The organism is Marinobacter sp. NFXS11 (assembly GCF_040148675.1).
Classification (GTDB): Bacteria; Pseudomonadota; Gammaproteobacteria; order Pseudomonadales; family Oleiphilaceae; genus Marinobacter.
In genome coordinates, this window is the sequence record NZ_JAGDDV010000002.1 from 1,220,520 (window position 1) to 1,234,258 (window position 13,739).

General features: G+C 57.0%; 14 protein-coding genes. 10 read left to right on the forward strand and 4 right to left on the reverse strand.

All coding sequences use genetic code 11. The annotated features are described in order from the left end of the window. Both J3362_RS14605 and J3362_RS14610 read left to right on the forward strand, forming a co-directional pair. Positions 1 to 810: an ABC transporter ATP-binding protein gene (locus J3362_RS14605; RefSeq protein ID WP_349520613.1), complete on the forward strand. Its 810-nt coding sequence runs from the start codon at positions 1 to 3 to the stop codon at positions 808 to 810. Beyond that, positions 807 to 2,609, forward strand: a complete 1,803-nt coding sequence (locus J3362_RS14610) for an AMP-dependent synthetase/ligase (protein ID WP_349520615.1) — start codon at positions 807 to 809, stop codon at positions 2,607 to 2,609. Before J3362_RS14605 ends, J3362_RS14610 begins: the two co-directional genes overlap by 4 nt. A gap of 11 nt (positions 2,610 to 2,620) precedes the next feature. Here the strand turns inward: J3362_RS14610 and J3362_RS14615 are convergent, their stop codons facing one another. Further along, the gene (locus tag J3362_RS14615) at positions 2,621 to 2,941 is read right to left on the reverse strand and encodes a hypothetical protein (protein ID WP_349520617.1); all 321 of its coding nucleotides are present in this window, start codon (positions 2,939 to 2,941) and stop codon (positions 2,621 to 2,623) included. A 94-nt stretch (positions 2,942 to 3,035) separates the two neighbouring features. After that, positions 3,036 to 3,986 (reverse strand): hypothetical protein, encoded by a 951-nt coding sequence (locus J3362_RS14620; RefSeq protein WP_349520620.1) that lies wholly within the window; start codon positions 3,984 to 3,986, stop codon positions 3,036 to 3,038. A gap of 130 nt (positions 3,987 to 4,116) precedes the next feature. On the opposite strand from J3362_RS14620, the gene J3362_RS14625 reads away from it, so the two are divergent. Then, the gene (locus J3362_RS14625) at positions 4,117 to 4,755 is read left to right on the forward strand and encodes a hypothetical protein (protein ID WP_349520622.1); all 639 of its coding nucleotides are present in this window, start codon (positions 4,117 to 4,119) and stop codon (positions 4,753 to 4,755) included. A gap of 37 nt (positions 4,756 to 4,792) precedes the next feature. Here J3362_RS14625 and J3362_RS14630 read toward each other — a convergent pair whose 3' ends face one another. Beyond that, the gene (locus J3362_RS14630) at positions 4,793 to 5,680 is read right to left on the reverse strand and encodes a LysR family transcriptional regulator (RefSeq protein WP_349520624.1); all 888 of its coding nucleotides are present in this window, start codon (positions 5,678 to 5,680) and stop codon (positions 4,793 to 4,795) included. Positions 5,681 to 5,805: 125 nt separating this feature from the next. On the opposite strand from J3362_RS14630, the gene J3362_RS14635 reads away from it, so the two are divergent. From J3362_RS14635 to J3362_RS14665, 7 genes are all read left to right on the forward strand, one after another. Beyond that, complete coding sequence (locus tag J3362_RS14635; protein WP_349520627.1) at positions 5,806 to 7,248, forward strand: aldehyde dehydrogenase family protein; 1,443 nt, start codon at positions 5,806 to 5,808, stop codon at positions 7,246 to 7,248. A gap of 11 nt (positions 7,249 to 7,259) precedes the next feature. Next, positions 7,260 to 8,261 carry a membrane dipeptidase gene (locus tag J3362_RS14640; RefSeq protein WP_349520629.1) on the forward strand — a complete coding sequence of 334 codons (1,002 nt, stop codon included), beginning with the start codon at positions 7,260 to 7,262 and terminating at the stop codon, positions 8,259 to 8,261. Between the two features lie 37 nt (positions 8,262 to 8,298). After that, positions 8,299 to 9,918: a BCCT family transporter gene (locus J3362_RS14645; RefSeq protein WP_349520631.1), complete on the forward strand. Its 1,620-nt coding sequence runs from the start codon at positions 8,299 to 8,301 to the stop codon at positions 9,916 to 9,918. A 3-nt stretch (positions 9,919 to 9,921) separates the two neighbouring features. Next, positions 9,922 to 11,652 (forward strand): hypothetical protein, encoded by a 1,731-nt coding sequence (locus tag J3362_RS14650; protein WP_349520633.1) that lies wholly within the window; start codon positions 9,922 to 9,924, stop codon positions 11,650 to 11,652. Further along, complete coding sequence (locus J3362_RS14655) at positions 11,649 to 12,416, forward strand: DUF3726 domain-containing protein (protein ID WP_349520635.1); 768 nt, start codon at positions 11,649 to 11,651, stop codon at positions 12,414 to 12,416. The genes J3362_RS14650 and J3362_RS14655 overlap by 4 nt, the downstream gene beginning before the upstream one ends. Positions 12,417 to 12,430: 14 nt before the next feature. Further along, complete coding sequence (locus tag J3362_RS14660) at positions 12,431 to 12,817, forward strand: RidA family protein (protein WP_349520636.1); 387 nt, start codon at positions 12,431 to 12,433, stop codon at positions 12,815 to 12,817. 167 nt (positions 12,818 to 12,984) lie between these two features. Then, positions 12,985 to 13,272: a hypothetical protein gene (locus J3362_RS14665; protein ID WP_349520638.1), complete on the forward strand. Its 288-nt coding sequence runs from the start codon at positions 12,985 to 12,987 to the stop codon at positions 13,270 to 13,272. Positions 13,273 to 13,302: 30 nt separating this feature from the next. Here the strand turns inward: J3362_RS14665 and J3362_RS14670 are convergent, their stop codons facing one another. Continuing rightward, a complete protein-coding gene (locus tag J3362_RS14670) occupies positions 13,303 to 13,689 on the reverse strand; it encodes a hypothetical protein (RefSeq protein WP_349520640.1) in 387 nt (128 codons plus the stop codon). Between the last annotated feature and the right edge of the window lie 50 nt (positions 13,690 to 13,739).

Consider the following 13,739-nt stretch of genomic DNA (forward strand, 5'->3'; position numbering starts at 1 on the left):
ATGGAAGCCTTACTGGAAATCGACAATATCGAGGTGGTCTACAACAAGTCAGTGCAGGTCCTTCGGGGCCTGTCACTGCGGGTGCCGAAGGGGGCCATTGTGGCGCTCCTCGGCTCCAATGGTGCTGGTAAATCCACCACCCTCAAGAGCGTCTCAGGGCTGCTGACCCTGGAAGACGGGGAGGTCACGGCCGGCGAAGTACGTTTCAGGGGTAAGAATGTAAAAGGCGTTCAGCCGGAGCGGCTTGTGCGCGACGGACTCTTTCATGTCATGGAAGGCCGCCGAGTGTTCGAAGACCTCACGGTTGAGGAGAATCTGATTGCCGCTACCTACGCGCTCAGTGGCAGCAAACCGTCCCTGAGTGACAGCTACGAGCTGGTTTATAACTATTTCCCGAGACTGAAGGAGCGCCGTAAGCAGTTGGCCGGTTACCTCTCCGGAGGCGAGCAGCAGATGCTGGCCCTGGGTCGTGCGCTGATTGCACAGCCGGACCTGATCATGCTGGATGAGCCCTCACTCGGTCTGGCGCCGCTGCTGGTGGAAGAGATCTTTACCATCGTGGCCAGAATCAACCGGGAACAGGGGACTGCCATTCTTCTGGTGGAACAAAATGCCGCGGTGTCACTGGCGATTGCGTCCTACGGTTACATCATGGAAAACGGCAAGATCGTGATCGACGGCCCGGCGGATAAACTCACGGCCAATGAAGATGTTCAGGAATTCTATCTGGGTGTGGGTGGCAAGGAAGGTGAGGCCCGCAGTTATCGAGACATCAAGCACTACAAACGCCGTAAACGGTGGCTGTCATGACAACGCCTTCCATCCCTGACCTAACGCTGACCCAGATGCTCCGGGCCCATGCCCGGGAGCGGCCGGACGCCCTGGCCCTGCGCCAGAAGGACTTCGGTATCTGGCAGGCCTATTCCTGGCAGGATTATTACCGGCGGGCCCGGCACTTCGGCCTGGGGCTGCGTGCCATGGGGCTCGAACCAGGCGGCCACGTGGCCATTATCTCGGAAAACCGGGTGGAGTGGGTCATCGGCCAGATGGGCATCGGCCTGGTACAGGGCATCTGTGTCGGGGTTTATCCCACCAGTCCCTGGAACGAGGTGGCCTATGTTCTTGAGCACAGTGACGCGGAATTTGTGATCTGTGAAGATCAGGAGCAGACCGACAAGGTTCTGGAGGCCTGGCCAGATCTGCCTAAACTGAAACACTGCATTGCCATCGATATGAAGGGCCTGCGCTATTACCCGGAGCCGCCGGCGGCATTCGAGGATATCGAGGCCAGGGGCCGGGAATTCGAAGCGCAGCATCCCAACCTGGTGGATGAATTGCTGGACAGCCAGCAAATGGATGACACCGCCCTGATGATCTATACCTCCGGGTCCACCGGCCGACCCAAGGGGGCAATGATCAGCTGGCACAACCTTCATGCCGCGGCGCCGGGGCTGATTGAGCTGTTGCAGGCGGACGAACACGGTTCCAGCCTTTCCTATCTGCCGCTTTGCCACGTGGCCGAACAGGCCTTTACCAACATTGCACCGGTCTATGTGGGAAGTACGGTCAGCTTCGGTGAGAGCCTGCGGACCATTCAGGAGGATTTGCGGGAGATTGCGCCGACCTTTTTCCTGGGGGTGCCGAGGATATGGGAGAAACTGCACTCATCCATCTACATCAAGATTCAGGAGACCGGGCGTTTGCGGCAGGCGTTGTTCAACTGGGCGATCCGGGTGTGTTCGCCTATGGCCACGAAATCCCGATCAGACTGGAACCTGAAGGAAAAATGCCTGTATGGCATCAGCTACTGGATGGTGTTGCGGGCATTGCAGAATTTTATCGGCCTGCGCCGATGCACCATCGCCCTGACGGGGGCGGCCCCCATATCCACCGGCATTCTGGAGTTCTTCCGGACCATCGGGATTCCTTTGGTGGAAGTGTACGGCCAGACGGAAAGCACCGGCGTTGCCACGGCGCAACCTGTTGATGACGTGCGCCTGGGAACGGTGGGTGTAGCTGTGTCCGGGGTTGAGGTAACGCTTGGCGAGCACAACGAGATCATCATGCGCGGTGGCAGCATGTTCAAGGGGTATTACAAGAACGACGAGGCCACGGCTTCAACTTTGAAGGATGGCTGGCTGCACACCGGCGACGTGGGTGAATGGCGGGATGGCCAGCTAAAGATCGTCGACCGTCTGAAAGACATCATGATCACCGCCGGCGGCAAGAATCTTTCACCAACGGAGATCGAAAACACCATCAAGGCCAGTCCCTATATCAAGGAATGCATTGTGATCGGTGAGGCCAGAAAATACGTGTCTGCGCTGATCCAGATTGATTTCGATACGGTAGCCAAGTGGGCAGAGCAGGAGCGTATTGCCTACACCACCTTCCGGAGCCTGACCGAGCAGCCGCAGGTGAATGAACTCATCCAGGCAGAAGTGAACAAGGGCAACGAGCAGCTACCACAGGTGGCGCAGATCAAACGCTTCCACTTGCTGACCAAGGAACTGGACCACGACGATGACGAGGTAACGGCGACCATGAAAGTCCGCCGGAGCAATATCTACGAGAAATATACCGAGGTGATCGAGTCGCTATACGCCTGACAGCGAGGCGCCTAGAAACGGGCGCCTTCTTCCACCCGGATTCGTTCCATGTACTGGGTCAGGGCGGCGTTAATCAGTGCCAGAACCAGGAACAGCAGGATACCCTTGGGCACCAGGGCGTGAATTTCCGGGTTGGGCGCGGTGCTGGCGGTGACCAGGATCAGGCCCAGAATGTTGCGGGCCAGGCGCATGGTGAGCATGGCGCACAGATACCCGGACTGGAGAGCCGATTCTGCCCCCCTGAGCAGACGGCCGAAGGCCGGCATCAGGTGCACGGTGTTAAACAACAGGACAGAAAAAATAACTAATTGAAGAACACTGTAAATGGTCATGACCAGAGACTACCCAACGACAACAGTACTGGTTGAAAAACGGTCGAGATTATCCCTGATTGGACAGATTTAATCCAGTTCAGGCCCGTGCCGGCTAATAACTGCTGTTCAGAAGGTCGTGGTAGTCACTCCGAAATCTCTGGAAACTCAAATAGTTATTCCTGTGGTCTACCAGATTTGCCGAATTGAATGCTTCCACAAAGGCCCGGGACTCTCCGGTGCTGATCTCACCATAGAATCCGCCATCCCAGTCAAGCACCTGCACCATTTCCAGTAATACCGTCATCGCAAGGGCGCCATTGGCCTTTTCCAGGTAGCGGTAGGCCAGCCCGTAATGCTCGAACCGATAGGGGAAGTTTGCAGTGTCACCGGGAGTCACATCCCAGAGAGGATCGTAGTCATAGTGCTGATAGACCTCTGCAATCGGCTCTCCTGCCACAGCAACGGCCTGTCCCTCTGCAAACCAATAAGGCAGCAGGCTGTAGCCGGCGTCATACCGTGACAGGTTTTGCTGGACTAAATGGGCCAGTTCGTGGGCAACGATGTTTCCCGTCTCGTAGGGCCACTGGCCGTAGTAAGGGTTGAACGCCACGGCAGCCATCGAGGCAGACACAAACTCGCTGTGCGGCACATCAGGGCTGAGGCAACCGATTACCTGGCGGGGATAGGCAACTGCGGCGCTGCGGTCCTCGACAAATTCGGACCAGCGCAACTGGAACCGGGCCAGTACGCCGTCGATTCGACGCTCAAGCTCTGAAGCCGCGGCCCGGAAAGAGGTTTCACTGTACGCCGGCGAGCCATAGACCCGCACCCGACCGCTATGGGTTTCGAAATACAGAGGTTCATTTTGGCATGCTTCGGTATAGCGGGTGAGTGACGAGGAATTCGTAGGGTAGTGCCTGCCAGTATCCCGTGCGTCGTAGAAAAGGCCGGACACGAAGCCCGCGGAATCCGGGTAATGGTGACTGTCAGAGGTGGTGACCTTGCACCCGGTCAATGCGAGCAAGAGAACACCGAGTATCAGCATGGCTTTGCTGGTTACCATAAACGACTCCGAATCGATCCTGTTATTCAGGATCATCGCAGGGTTTTCGGGAAGGCTCCGTCAACGGGGTGTAAAAATCAGGTAAAGCGAGCTAGCGTGTTGATAGATATGGATGAGAGGGAACGGATACATGGATTACATCGCTCCTGTCAGCAGCGCCATCATGGCGATCGTCTGGATTGTCTACTTCCAGCTGTTTTTCCTGCAGTACAAACGAAATAATCGCCCATACCTTGTTATTCACCACGCCCAGAACGAAAACCCGGATGCCCTGTGTCTCCTGGTGAACATGGGCAAGGAAACGGTGCACGTGCAGTGTGTGCAGGTGGTTCTCCACACCCGCGCGGGCGAAGAGAAAATTATGACGGTGACCGAGTATCGTCGTGTCGGCGCGGATGATGCCAACGTGCACCAGGTGTTGCGCCAGGGCCCGTTACAGCCCGGTGGGTATCTGGTGCTGGGCTCGTTCAGGAACATCATCCTGGGTCGTCGCAGTGAAGAAAGCGAAAGCGATTACCTGTTCGAGGATATCACCGGCGTTGAAATCCGGGCCGCCGTGATCCACGGGCCCACGAAGTATCCGGTGGGTGTACGGCGCAGCTTTTCTCTGAGTCATGAAGGAAGGCCCGAGATCTTTCCCCGCAACATTCACAGCGAGCAGCTGGTGCGCCGGAAAGATCGACACCAGGTGAGACGCTGGGTTGAAGAGGAATTGCAGCCCGAGCGTAAGGGGAGTTCGGAATCGGATGATTCCGATCAGTCTCAGTGAGCGCCCGCCCGTTGGGTATTGCTGCGGCAATGGTCATTCATGAAATAGCCATACCTGCCAGCCGTGCATGGATCATTTTTTCCAGGGCTTGAGCAGAGGGAGACAGAGAGCGATTGGCCTGTTTGATAATGCCTATCTGGCGCACCAGTTTCGGTTCACTCAGGGGGACAAAGCACAGCTTGTGGTTACCTACCGGAAAGGCGAGTCGCGGAAGTGTGGTAATACCGCTGCCGGCTTCCAGCATGGCGAGCAGCGAGATCATGTTGGAGATAAAAAAGTCGTTGTTATCGACAAGGCTGGCGGCAGGGGTGTGCTTCAGAAGCCGGGATGTGCCGTTCGCAATAAAGCGTTCTTCTGTCAGTTCCTGCCATTTCAGGCTGTGCCTCCCGGCCAGAGGATGGTCCTTTCGCAGGACGACCCCCACGTTGTCTTCAAACAGCGGACTGAAGGCCAGGCTTTCATCCTGAACCCACATGCTGCTGATACCCAGATCCACCTCGCCATTGGCGACCAGTCGACAGACAAACTCTGCATTTTCGTCATGAAGATTGATGTTGATATCCGGGTATTCGGCAACAAAGGCTGCGAGAAAATCCGGCATAAGCCGGCCAGCAACCGAGGGCACCGTGGCCAGGGTTACTCGCCCCTGATGCCCTTCGGCCATGTGTTGAAGTTCATTTGCCAGCCGGTCGTGCTGGTTTATCAGCTCCCGGAATCTGGGCAGGCAGTACTCGCCGAAAGGGGTGAGCTGCCCTTTGTGGGTTTTCTCGAACAGAGGCTGTCCAAGCTTTTCTTCCAGATCACGAATGGCCATGGACAGCGCGGGCTGACTTCGATGGAGTTTCAGGGCTGCGCTGTGAAAGCTGCCCTCTTCCCTTACCGCTAATACGTAGCGCAGTGGCTGAATCTTGAGTTCGATTGACATGTGCACACGCCTCAGTCTGTTTCCTTTTTCAGAATATAAGAAAAACTTACTAAAAATACGATATTTTTGATTATCCTTATTTAAATAAGAGGGCTAGGCTTGGGGGATCATATAAGGAGGACCCCATGCCAGATTCACACGCACTTTACATCGGCGGCGAGTGGGTTGCCGGCGCTCAAGACGCCCAGCCCAACCAGAACCCCTCTGACCTCAGCGACGTTATCGGTCACTACGACCAGGCCAATGCCGAGCAGGTGAAACAAGCCATCAGCGCAGCACAGGCTGGCCAGAAAATCTGGGCAGAGACCGATCTTGAGACCCGCTACAGCGTGTTGATGGCGATTGGCAATGAGCTGATCGCCCGCAAGGATGAGCTGGGTGAGCTTTTGTCCAGGGAAGAGGGCAAACCCCTGGCAGAAGGCAAGGGTGAGGTTTATCGTTCCGGGCAGTTTTTCCAGTACTACGCAGCGGAAGTGCTCCGGCAAATCGACGATCGGGTCGCCTCCGTGCGGCCCGGCGTTGAAATAGAAACCCGTCGTGAGCCGCTGGGTGTGGTTGGCGTGATCAGCCCCTGGAACTTCCCGATGGCGACCGCAGTCTGGAAAATTGCCCCCGCCCTGGCCTTTGGTAACGCCGTGGTGTTCAAGCCGGCGAACCTGGTGCCGGCCAGTGCCTGGGCACTGACTGAAATCATCAGCCGCCAGAACCTGCCGGCCGGCACGTTTAATCTGATTACCGGCAGCGGGCGTGAGGCCGGCGAAGCCTTGATCACCAGCCCCGATGTACAGGCAATTACCTTTACAGGATCCCTGGATGTCGGTCGGCGGGTGGCCTCGGCCACCGCCGCCAACCTGGTGAAATGCCAGCTGGAAATGGGCTCGAAGAATGCCCTGATCGTGCTTGACGATGCCGACCTGGATCTGGCGGTCGAAGCCGCCTTTGCCGGCGCCTACTCGGGCTCCGGGCAGAAGTGTACGGCATCCTCGCGATTGATCGTTGTGGATTCAGTGCATGACCGGTTCGTGCAGAAGCTGACAGCGAAGCTGGCCGCCGCAAAAGTTGGGCCGGCTCTGTCCGAGGGCACCGCTATCGGCCCGATAGCCAGCAAGAGCCAGTTGGAAGCCAATCAACGCTGGGTCGGCGTGGCGCTGGAAGAGGGCGCGACCATGGCCTTCGGTGGCGACCAAGTCAACGTAGGTGCAGACGGTTACTACATGCAGCCGGTGCTGTTCACCGACACCACCAACGACATGAGCATCAACCGCGACGAAGTGTTTGGCCCGGTGGCCTGTGTCATCCGTGTGCCCGACTACGAAACTGCCCTGACCACCCTGAACGATACCAACTATGGACTGACCGCCGGTCTGATTACCCGTTCACTGCAACGCGCCTCCGATTTCAAGGCCCGGGCCGAAACCGGTTGTGTCATGGTCAACCTGGCGACCGCTGGCACCGACTACCATGTGCCGTTTGGTGGCAGAAAGGACTCCAGCTTCGGACCACGGGAGCAGGGCCAGTATGCGCGGGAGTTCTATACGGTGATCAAAACCTGTTACACGAAGCCCTGAGGTCTGCTGCCATGTCAAAGTCTGTACTTACCATTGATGGCTTGCAGTACTCGAACTGGTCAAGGGCCATTTTTGAACAAATGCGAGAGGGTGGGGTGGATGCAGTCCACGCGACGCTTGTGTACCACGAGAATTGCCGCGAAACCCTTCTGCGTTTTGGCGAGTGGCAGCGTCGATTCGAGGAACATGCCGACCTGATTATGCCGGTTTTCGAGGCCAGTGATATCGAACTGGCCAGGGAGACAAACCGAATCGGCATTTTCTTCGGGGCCCAGAATTGCTCCCCCATCGAGGATGATATCGATCTGGTGGCCATCATGCGCCGGTTGGGCTTGCTGATCATGCAGCTTACCTACAATAACCAGAGCCTTCTGGCCTGTGGTTGCTACGAAACGGAAGACAGCGGCATTACCCGATTTGGTCGGCAGGCTATCCGGGAGATGAATCGGGTTGGGATGCTCATCGACATGTCCCACAGCGCGGAGCGTTCTACGCTGGATGCCATCGAGCTGTCAGAGCGGCCGGTCATCATCTCCCATGCAAATCCTGCCAGCTTTCATCCTGCCAAGCGCAACAAATCCGATACGGTGCTGCGCGCCATCGCCGAAAGCGGCGGCATTCTCGGTTTTTCAGTGTATCCGTTTCACCTGAAAAACGGGCCCGAGTGCACGCTGGATGAATTCTGCGGCATGGTTGCCGATACCGCTGAGATGATGGGGATCGACCACATCGGCATGGGTACGGACCTTTGCCAGGCCCAACCCGAATCGGTGCTTACGTGGATGCGAAACGGGCGCTGGAGCAAGGCCATGGACTACGGCGAAGGCAGCCAGTCGAACGCCGGCTGGCCTGCCCCGCTGGCCTGGTTCAGCGATAATCGTCACTTCCCTAATATTGTGGAAGGCCTCCGCCAGAAGGGGTTTAACCATGAAGAAATTGAAAAAATCATGGGCCGAAACTGGCTCAGGCAATTAACCGAAGGCACGCGGCCCGCCGTAAACGCCGCGTTCTGATTACACACTGTTCCAAAAACAAAAACAGGTAATCGTCATGACAAACTCAGCCAGTTCCATCGCTATCCCGGAAACGGGTATCAAACGCTTCGGCGATCCAATTGTTCTAGGCCTGAGCGTAGGCTTCATACTGCTCTTTCTGGGCCTCTCCCTTTATGACATTCAATGGACAGCGGGGCTGATCAGCGACGGCTTCGCCTGGACGGCGAAGTATCTTGGCTCCTACTTCCAGCTCCTGTTGTTGCTCACCTTCCTGATCGCGATGGGTGTGGCAATTTCGCCAGCAGGCAGCGCCAAAGTGGGCAACCTCGATACGCCTGAGCTGAGCACGTTCAAATGGTTGTCTATCATCATGTGCACCCTTCTTGCAGGCGGTGGTGTCTTCTTCGCTGCGGGCGAACCGGTGTACCACTTCGTCGTAACGCCTCCGGTATTCAATACGGAAGCCGGCACCGCAGAGGCCGTGGCGCCTGCGCTGGCCCAGTCCTTTATGCATTGGGGTTTTCTTGCGTGGGCCATCCTCGGGACACTGTCAGCCATCGTGCTGGCCCATGCCCATTACGTGAAAGGTCAGCCGTTGCAACCGCGCACTCTGCTGTATCCCGTGTTTGGTGATCGGGTGATGAAGGGCTGGTTTGGCGGGTGCGTTGATGCGGCCTGCGTAATTGCGGTGGTTGCCGGCACTGTTGGCCCGATCGGATTTCTCGCGACCCAGGTCAGTTTCGGCCTGCATGAGCTCTTTGGCTTTGCGGAAGGTTACGGCACTCAGTTGCTCATTCTCGCTGTACTTGCAGCTGTGTATGTGACCTCGGCCATGACCGGTATTCATCGAGGAATTCAATTGCTGAGCCGTTTTAACGTGTTTCTTGCACTGATCATTGCCGCCGTCATCTTTATCTTCGGCCCAACCCTGTTTCTGACCAATGCCTACACTCAGGGCTTTGGTGAATACATCAGCTCCTTTTTCGCGATGGCCACGGTAACGTCCGGCACCGCAGAGGGCTGGTGGATGCAGTGGTGGACAGTGTTCTTTTTTGCCTGGTTCCTGGGCTATGGCCCGTTGATGGCGATTTTTGTCGCCCGGATCTCGCGGGGGCGTACCATCCGGCAGATGATTCTTGCCGTTGGCGTCATGGCACCGATCGCTACCACGATCTGGTTCACTCTGCTTGGCGGCTCCGGGATTTTCTACCAGATTACCGGCGCGATCGATCTTGCCGAGGCCCTCAACAACTTCCAGTTCGATGTTGCCACACTCACTATCGCCAAAGCTTTGCCGGGCGGTGCAATGATGGCGTTGGCCATTCTGCTGCTTACCACCATATTTGTGGCTACCACCGGTGATTCCATGAGCTACGCCATTGCCGTAGTGAGCGCTGGCCATGACGAGCCTGAGCCGATTGTCCGCGCCTTCTGGGGCGTGGCCATGGCATTGATGGCCGCGGTGCTACTCTACATGGGGGCAGGGCAGATCAGTGCCTTGCAGCAGTTCATTGTGATTACAGCGATCCCGGTTTCTCTGATCCTGTTGCCATCGCTCTACATAGGCCCCAAATCTGCCTATGCCATGGCCCGGGAGCAGGGTATCGTTCCGCCCAAGGGTGAAGTGGCCCTGGTTGTTGCTACCACGGGCTCGTCCGAGAGTTCAGGAGTCTGAAACATGGCAACTCCTTTAGATGCACAGCCTCAGCTCCAGCTCCGCCCGGCCGACCAGGTAATGAACCTGGTCCGGCTGGGAAGCCTGCACGCCAGTCGTTTGAGCTTTTGTAGAAGTCTGGTGCGTCAGATGGCACGTGAGGACTGGACAGTTACCACGGTTCGGTTTGATCTTGATGCCGATGGTCATGGTGTTGTGATTTACCGTTTGAGGACCCCGGATCACACCTATCACGGCGTGGTGTTCTCCCAGCATCTGGAGCCCGAACGTCGATCAGACCGGGTAATTGCCGAGGCCTGGGATGTTACGTTTGCCCTCCTGGAAGGCGACGTGGAAGACAGCCTTCTTGAGCAGATGGCAGCCAATGTGCCGCTGCAGGAAGCCGGCCGCCAACATCCCAGGTTGCTGGTGCTCTCCCGCGCTAACAAAAGCCTGAGAAACTTCAGCCATTTCGTGGATGCCCTTGCGGATGGTCGTCAACCCGATCCGGCCTGGCTGACTCGGGTCGGCTACCTGTACCGGACGACGGCGGTGTATGGCAACGGCAAATTCGGGATTGCCGATTATGCGCGCCTGCAGAACAATCCCGATTTCAATCGGCCCTTCTCGGCGCAGATGTTCGCGGTTTACCTGTTGCGCCATTTTTCCATACAACAGGTTGAGCATCTTGCCAGCCATCGCGCTCCGGATCGGGCCGTTGCCCTGCACCCATCCTTGCAGCGTTATCTCGGCATCGGTAATTCCACCGGGCTTGGCATGGCGCCGTTTCTGATCAACCACCCGCAACTGATCCAGCAGTGGGTCTATTGCCGTGAAAGGGCGCTGGCTTATGCCCGTCAGCAGTTACCCAATGAGGCCAGCCGCCGCGAACTTCTGGCACTGCTGCGGCGGGCCCACAGGCACTTCTGGGAAACTGTCACCGAGGATGCCGAGCAGACCCGTCGCAATGAGGCGACCGTTGTTTCGATTGATTCGGTTATCACGTGGTTGGAACGAACCCCGGCAACGGCTGCGCTCTGGAGCGATCTACTGGTATGGGCGGACAAACAGTGTTCGCTGGAGGCCCAGGAGCTGATCAATACCCTGCTGATTGAGCTGTACCCGGATCTTATTGATGCCGTGGAGGATGAGCTCGGTTGCGAGGAGATACTTGAGCTTCAGCCAGAAATGCGTGCAGCGACTCTCAAACAGGAAATCGAGGCCCGGTTTGCTTGGGCGCTGGACTACGATCCCAAGAACCCCGACCACCATCATTGGTTCTGGTACCGCTCTGCTGAAAAAGAGGAGCCAAGGCTGGGTGTACGTGCCAGCGAGCCGGGCGCGGAAAAAGAGATGCCGCTTGCCATCGGACCTCGGATCCATCGCACCCATCAGTTGCTCGATGCGTTTCTCGACCGCAGCCCCCGGGGCTCCGTGGTCGAGTTTCTGATGGCCCATCCCCGACAGAAAGAATGCGTGCGCCGGATCCAGACCATGGCCGCCACACCTTACGGTGAGATCCAGGCCAACCTCTGGCATCGGGACATGAAGCCCATGCATCTTCTGAGAACGAAATTGTCGTTCTTCGGCGCCAGTCGGTTTGACCCCAAATCGGATCGGTGGGTGCGGGTGACGATGTTCCAGGGGGCGCCCCTGTTCTGCGAGCTCTTCAGTGATCACGGCACCGACAAGGCGCGTCTGGCAGAGTTGGACGACTGGAGCTTTCCCGTGGAACCGGAGCTCAACCTGTCATGAAAGTTTCTTTTAACGAACTGCAGGGCATCGGCAGGAAGGCGTTTATCGGGATCGGTTTTGCCGAGGGTGATGCGATTGATGCGGCCGAAATGGTTGCCTGGATGGAAGCTCATGGTCTGGGCGGCGTCGAAGCGCTCAAAAAAGGCCTCAGGTTTCTGTTGGCCGAAGATCATAACGAATCGCCAACCCTGGTCTACCAGGATGAAGACTTCAGCGTTCTCGATGCCCACAACCACAGCATTCTGGGTAACGCTAGCCTTGCGGTGGAACTGGGGTATGCCAGGGCCCGCGGGCGAGGTCTGTCGGTGACCAAGATCCGCCATTGCCATAATCGAATCCTGATTATTGGCTATCTGTCGCGACTGGCTCGCCGGGGTATGAACGTCACGGCCTTCTGGCGCAATGCCCATGACCCACTCACAGAACTGGTTGTCGGGTTCAAGGCGGGGCACCCGGTTCCCGAGATCTGCCTCTACAGTCTGGAGAATACGCCCGACGACACCGAAAAAAACGATGGCATCACCCTGATAATGGCGAACCACGTTGATTTATTGCCAAGCCTGCGCTCGGAGTACGAGCTGACCAACCTGATGCGACAGACCGAAGAGGATCTCGAAAGGCAGAGAGACAGGGCTCTGGTCGAGGGCATGGATGTTGACGACGAGCTCTGGCACAACCTGAAATCCCTGGCCGATCGGCTTCTGGTTGAGGCAACCGATGCTTCCCGAGGCGGGGCTGGTGCAGGCACCAGTGACAACGACTGAATAGAGAAAAAAATATGGCCGGAAACATCACGATTACTCCAATTGCTACTGAACTACCGCGCTCAAAAGCACCCCTTGAGTGGGCTGTCAGTGCTAATGGCATTCTCTTTACCGCCCAGATTCCGATTGATACCAGCGGACAGGTCGTTGCTGGCGGAATCGAGGCCCAGGCCCGGCAAACCATGGAGAACCTGAAACACACCCTCGAGTGCGCTGGAGGTGGGATGGCCAGCCTGACTCAGGCGCTCATCTATGTGACCGATCGCGATCATCTTGCGGCTGTAAATAAAGTTTATGCGGAGTATGTCGGTGCCCCCTACCCCAATCGGGCAGCGATCATTGTCTCGGGCTTTGCGCGGGAGGAAATGCTCGTTGAGATCGTCGCCTACGCGGCTACCTGAGTGGATTCCTGACCGATTCGAAGTCCCGGCAATGTGAGCGGCTCGTGGTTTTCCGAAACAAAGGCCGCTGACTGCGCTGTGTAATGACGGTATGGGTTGTTTTTCCAGAGTGCTCGCCCAAGTACTGGGTTGTAAGGAATTCATCAACTCCTTCGGGGAGGGCATCTATGTCACTGAAAGACGAACTGATCAAAAAGGCCGAAACCCAACTGGAAGAATGGGAAAAGCAAGCCGATTCCCTGAAAGCCAAGGCCAAAGCCAAAGAAGCCGAAGCCGAGAACGAGAAGGCGAGCGCAGATATTCAGCAGAGTACATCGGATGCATTGCGCTCTGTCGAAGAGAAGATCTCGGATGGGCGCAAGAAACTGGATGACCTGAAGCAAAGCGGCGAAGACAACATCGACAGCGTGCGCGAGCGGCTTTCCGATCTGATTGGCCCTGACAACAAGCGCTAGGCCGCTTGGCTCAGGAACGGCAGGCTACGTCTACTGAAACTGGGTGTAGCAGCGCTGTCGTTTGGTTTGCCAACCCCGCCATTGGGGCTCGCGGTGATGGAGCCGGTAACGCTCCATCACCGCCATGAACCTGCCTATGTAATCGCATTGACCCGAAGTCGGCAACCACTCATCGGGGCCACGTCCATCCCTCAATATCCTGTCAGTCTGACTCATTCTGATCTGGTTCTCCGGGTCTTCCAGAAACCGCACCTTCATTGAGGGTGGCCACTGATCAGCTCCCAGCGCTTCGGCAAATACCAGAGGTACAACCTGGGTCTTCGCCAGGCTTTCCGAGGCAGCCGGTTCCTCCCTTGTCGCCGCCGCCAACACAATCAGAATCGCTGCAATGAACAGGGCCAGCTTGGTGTCTTTCATGATTCAACTTGCTCGTGGTTTAGCTACACCAAAACCTACGAGCAGGTTGG

What these genes read in the sequence shown, in the direction of transcription:
- J3362_RS14635 (WP_349520627.1), top strand. Translation starts at nt 5,806, where the DNA reads ATGCCAGATTCACACGCACTTTACATCGGCGGCGAGTGGGTTGCCGGC.
- J3362_RS14605 (WP_349520613.1), top strand. Translation starts at nt 1, where the DNA reads ATGGAAGCCTTACTGGAAATCGACAATATCGAGGTGGTCTACAACAAG.
- J3362_RS14625 (WP_349520622.1), top strand. Translation starts at nt 4,117, where the DNA reads ATGGATTACATCGCTCCTGTCAGCAGCGCCATCATGGCGATCGTCTGG.
- J3362_RS14655 (WP_349520635.1), top strand. Translation starts at nt 11,649, where the DNA reads ATGAAAGTTTCTTTTAACGAACTGCAGGGCATCGGCAGGAAGGCGTTT.
- J3362_RS14615 (WP_349520617.1), bottom strand. Translation starts at nt 2,941, where the DNA reads ATGACCATTTACAGTGTTCTTCAATTAGTTATTTTTTCTGTCCTGTTG.
- J3362_RS14665 (WP_349520638.1), top strand. Translation starts at nt 12,985, where the DNA reads ATGTCACTGAAAGACGAACTGATCAAAAAGGCCGAAACCCAACTGGAA.
- J3362_RS14640 (WP_349520629.1), top strand. Translation starts at nt 7,260, where the DNA reads ATGTCAAAGTCTGTACTTACCATTGATGGCTTGCAGTACTCGAACTGG.
- J3362_RS14645 (WP_349520631.1), top strand. Translation starts at nt 8,299, where the DNA reads ATGACAAACTCAGCCAGTTCCATCGCTATCCCGGAAACGGGTATCAAA.
- J3362_RS14650 (WP_349520633.1), top strand. Translation starts at nt 9,922, where the DNA reads ATGGCAACTCCTTTAGATGCACAGCCTCAGCTCCAGCTCCGCCCGGCC.
- J3362_RS14670 (WP_349520640.1), bottom strand. Translation starts at nt 13,689, where the DNA reads ATGAAAGACACCAAGCTGGCCCTGTTCATTGCAGCGATTCTGATTGTG.
- J3362_RS14630 (WP_349520624.1), bottom strand. Translation starts at nt 5,680, where the DNA reads ATGTCAATCGAACTCAAGATTCAGCCACTGCGCTACGTATTAGCGGTA.
- J3362_RS14660 (WP_349520636.1), top strand. Translation starts at nt 12,431, where the DNA reads ATGGCCGGAAACATCACGATTACTCCAATTGCTACTGAACTACCGCGC.
- J3362_RS14610 (WP_349520615.1), top strand. Translation starts at nt 807, where the DNA reads ATGACAACGCCTTCCATCCCTGACCTAACGCTGACCCAGATGCTCCGG.
- J3362_RS14620 (WP_349520620.1), bottom strand. Translation starts at nt 3,986, where the DNA reads ATGGTAACCAGCAAAGCCATGCTGATACTCGGTGTTCTCTTGCTCGCA.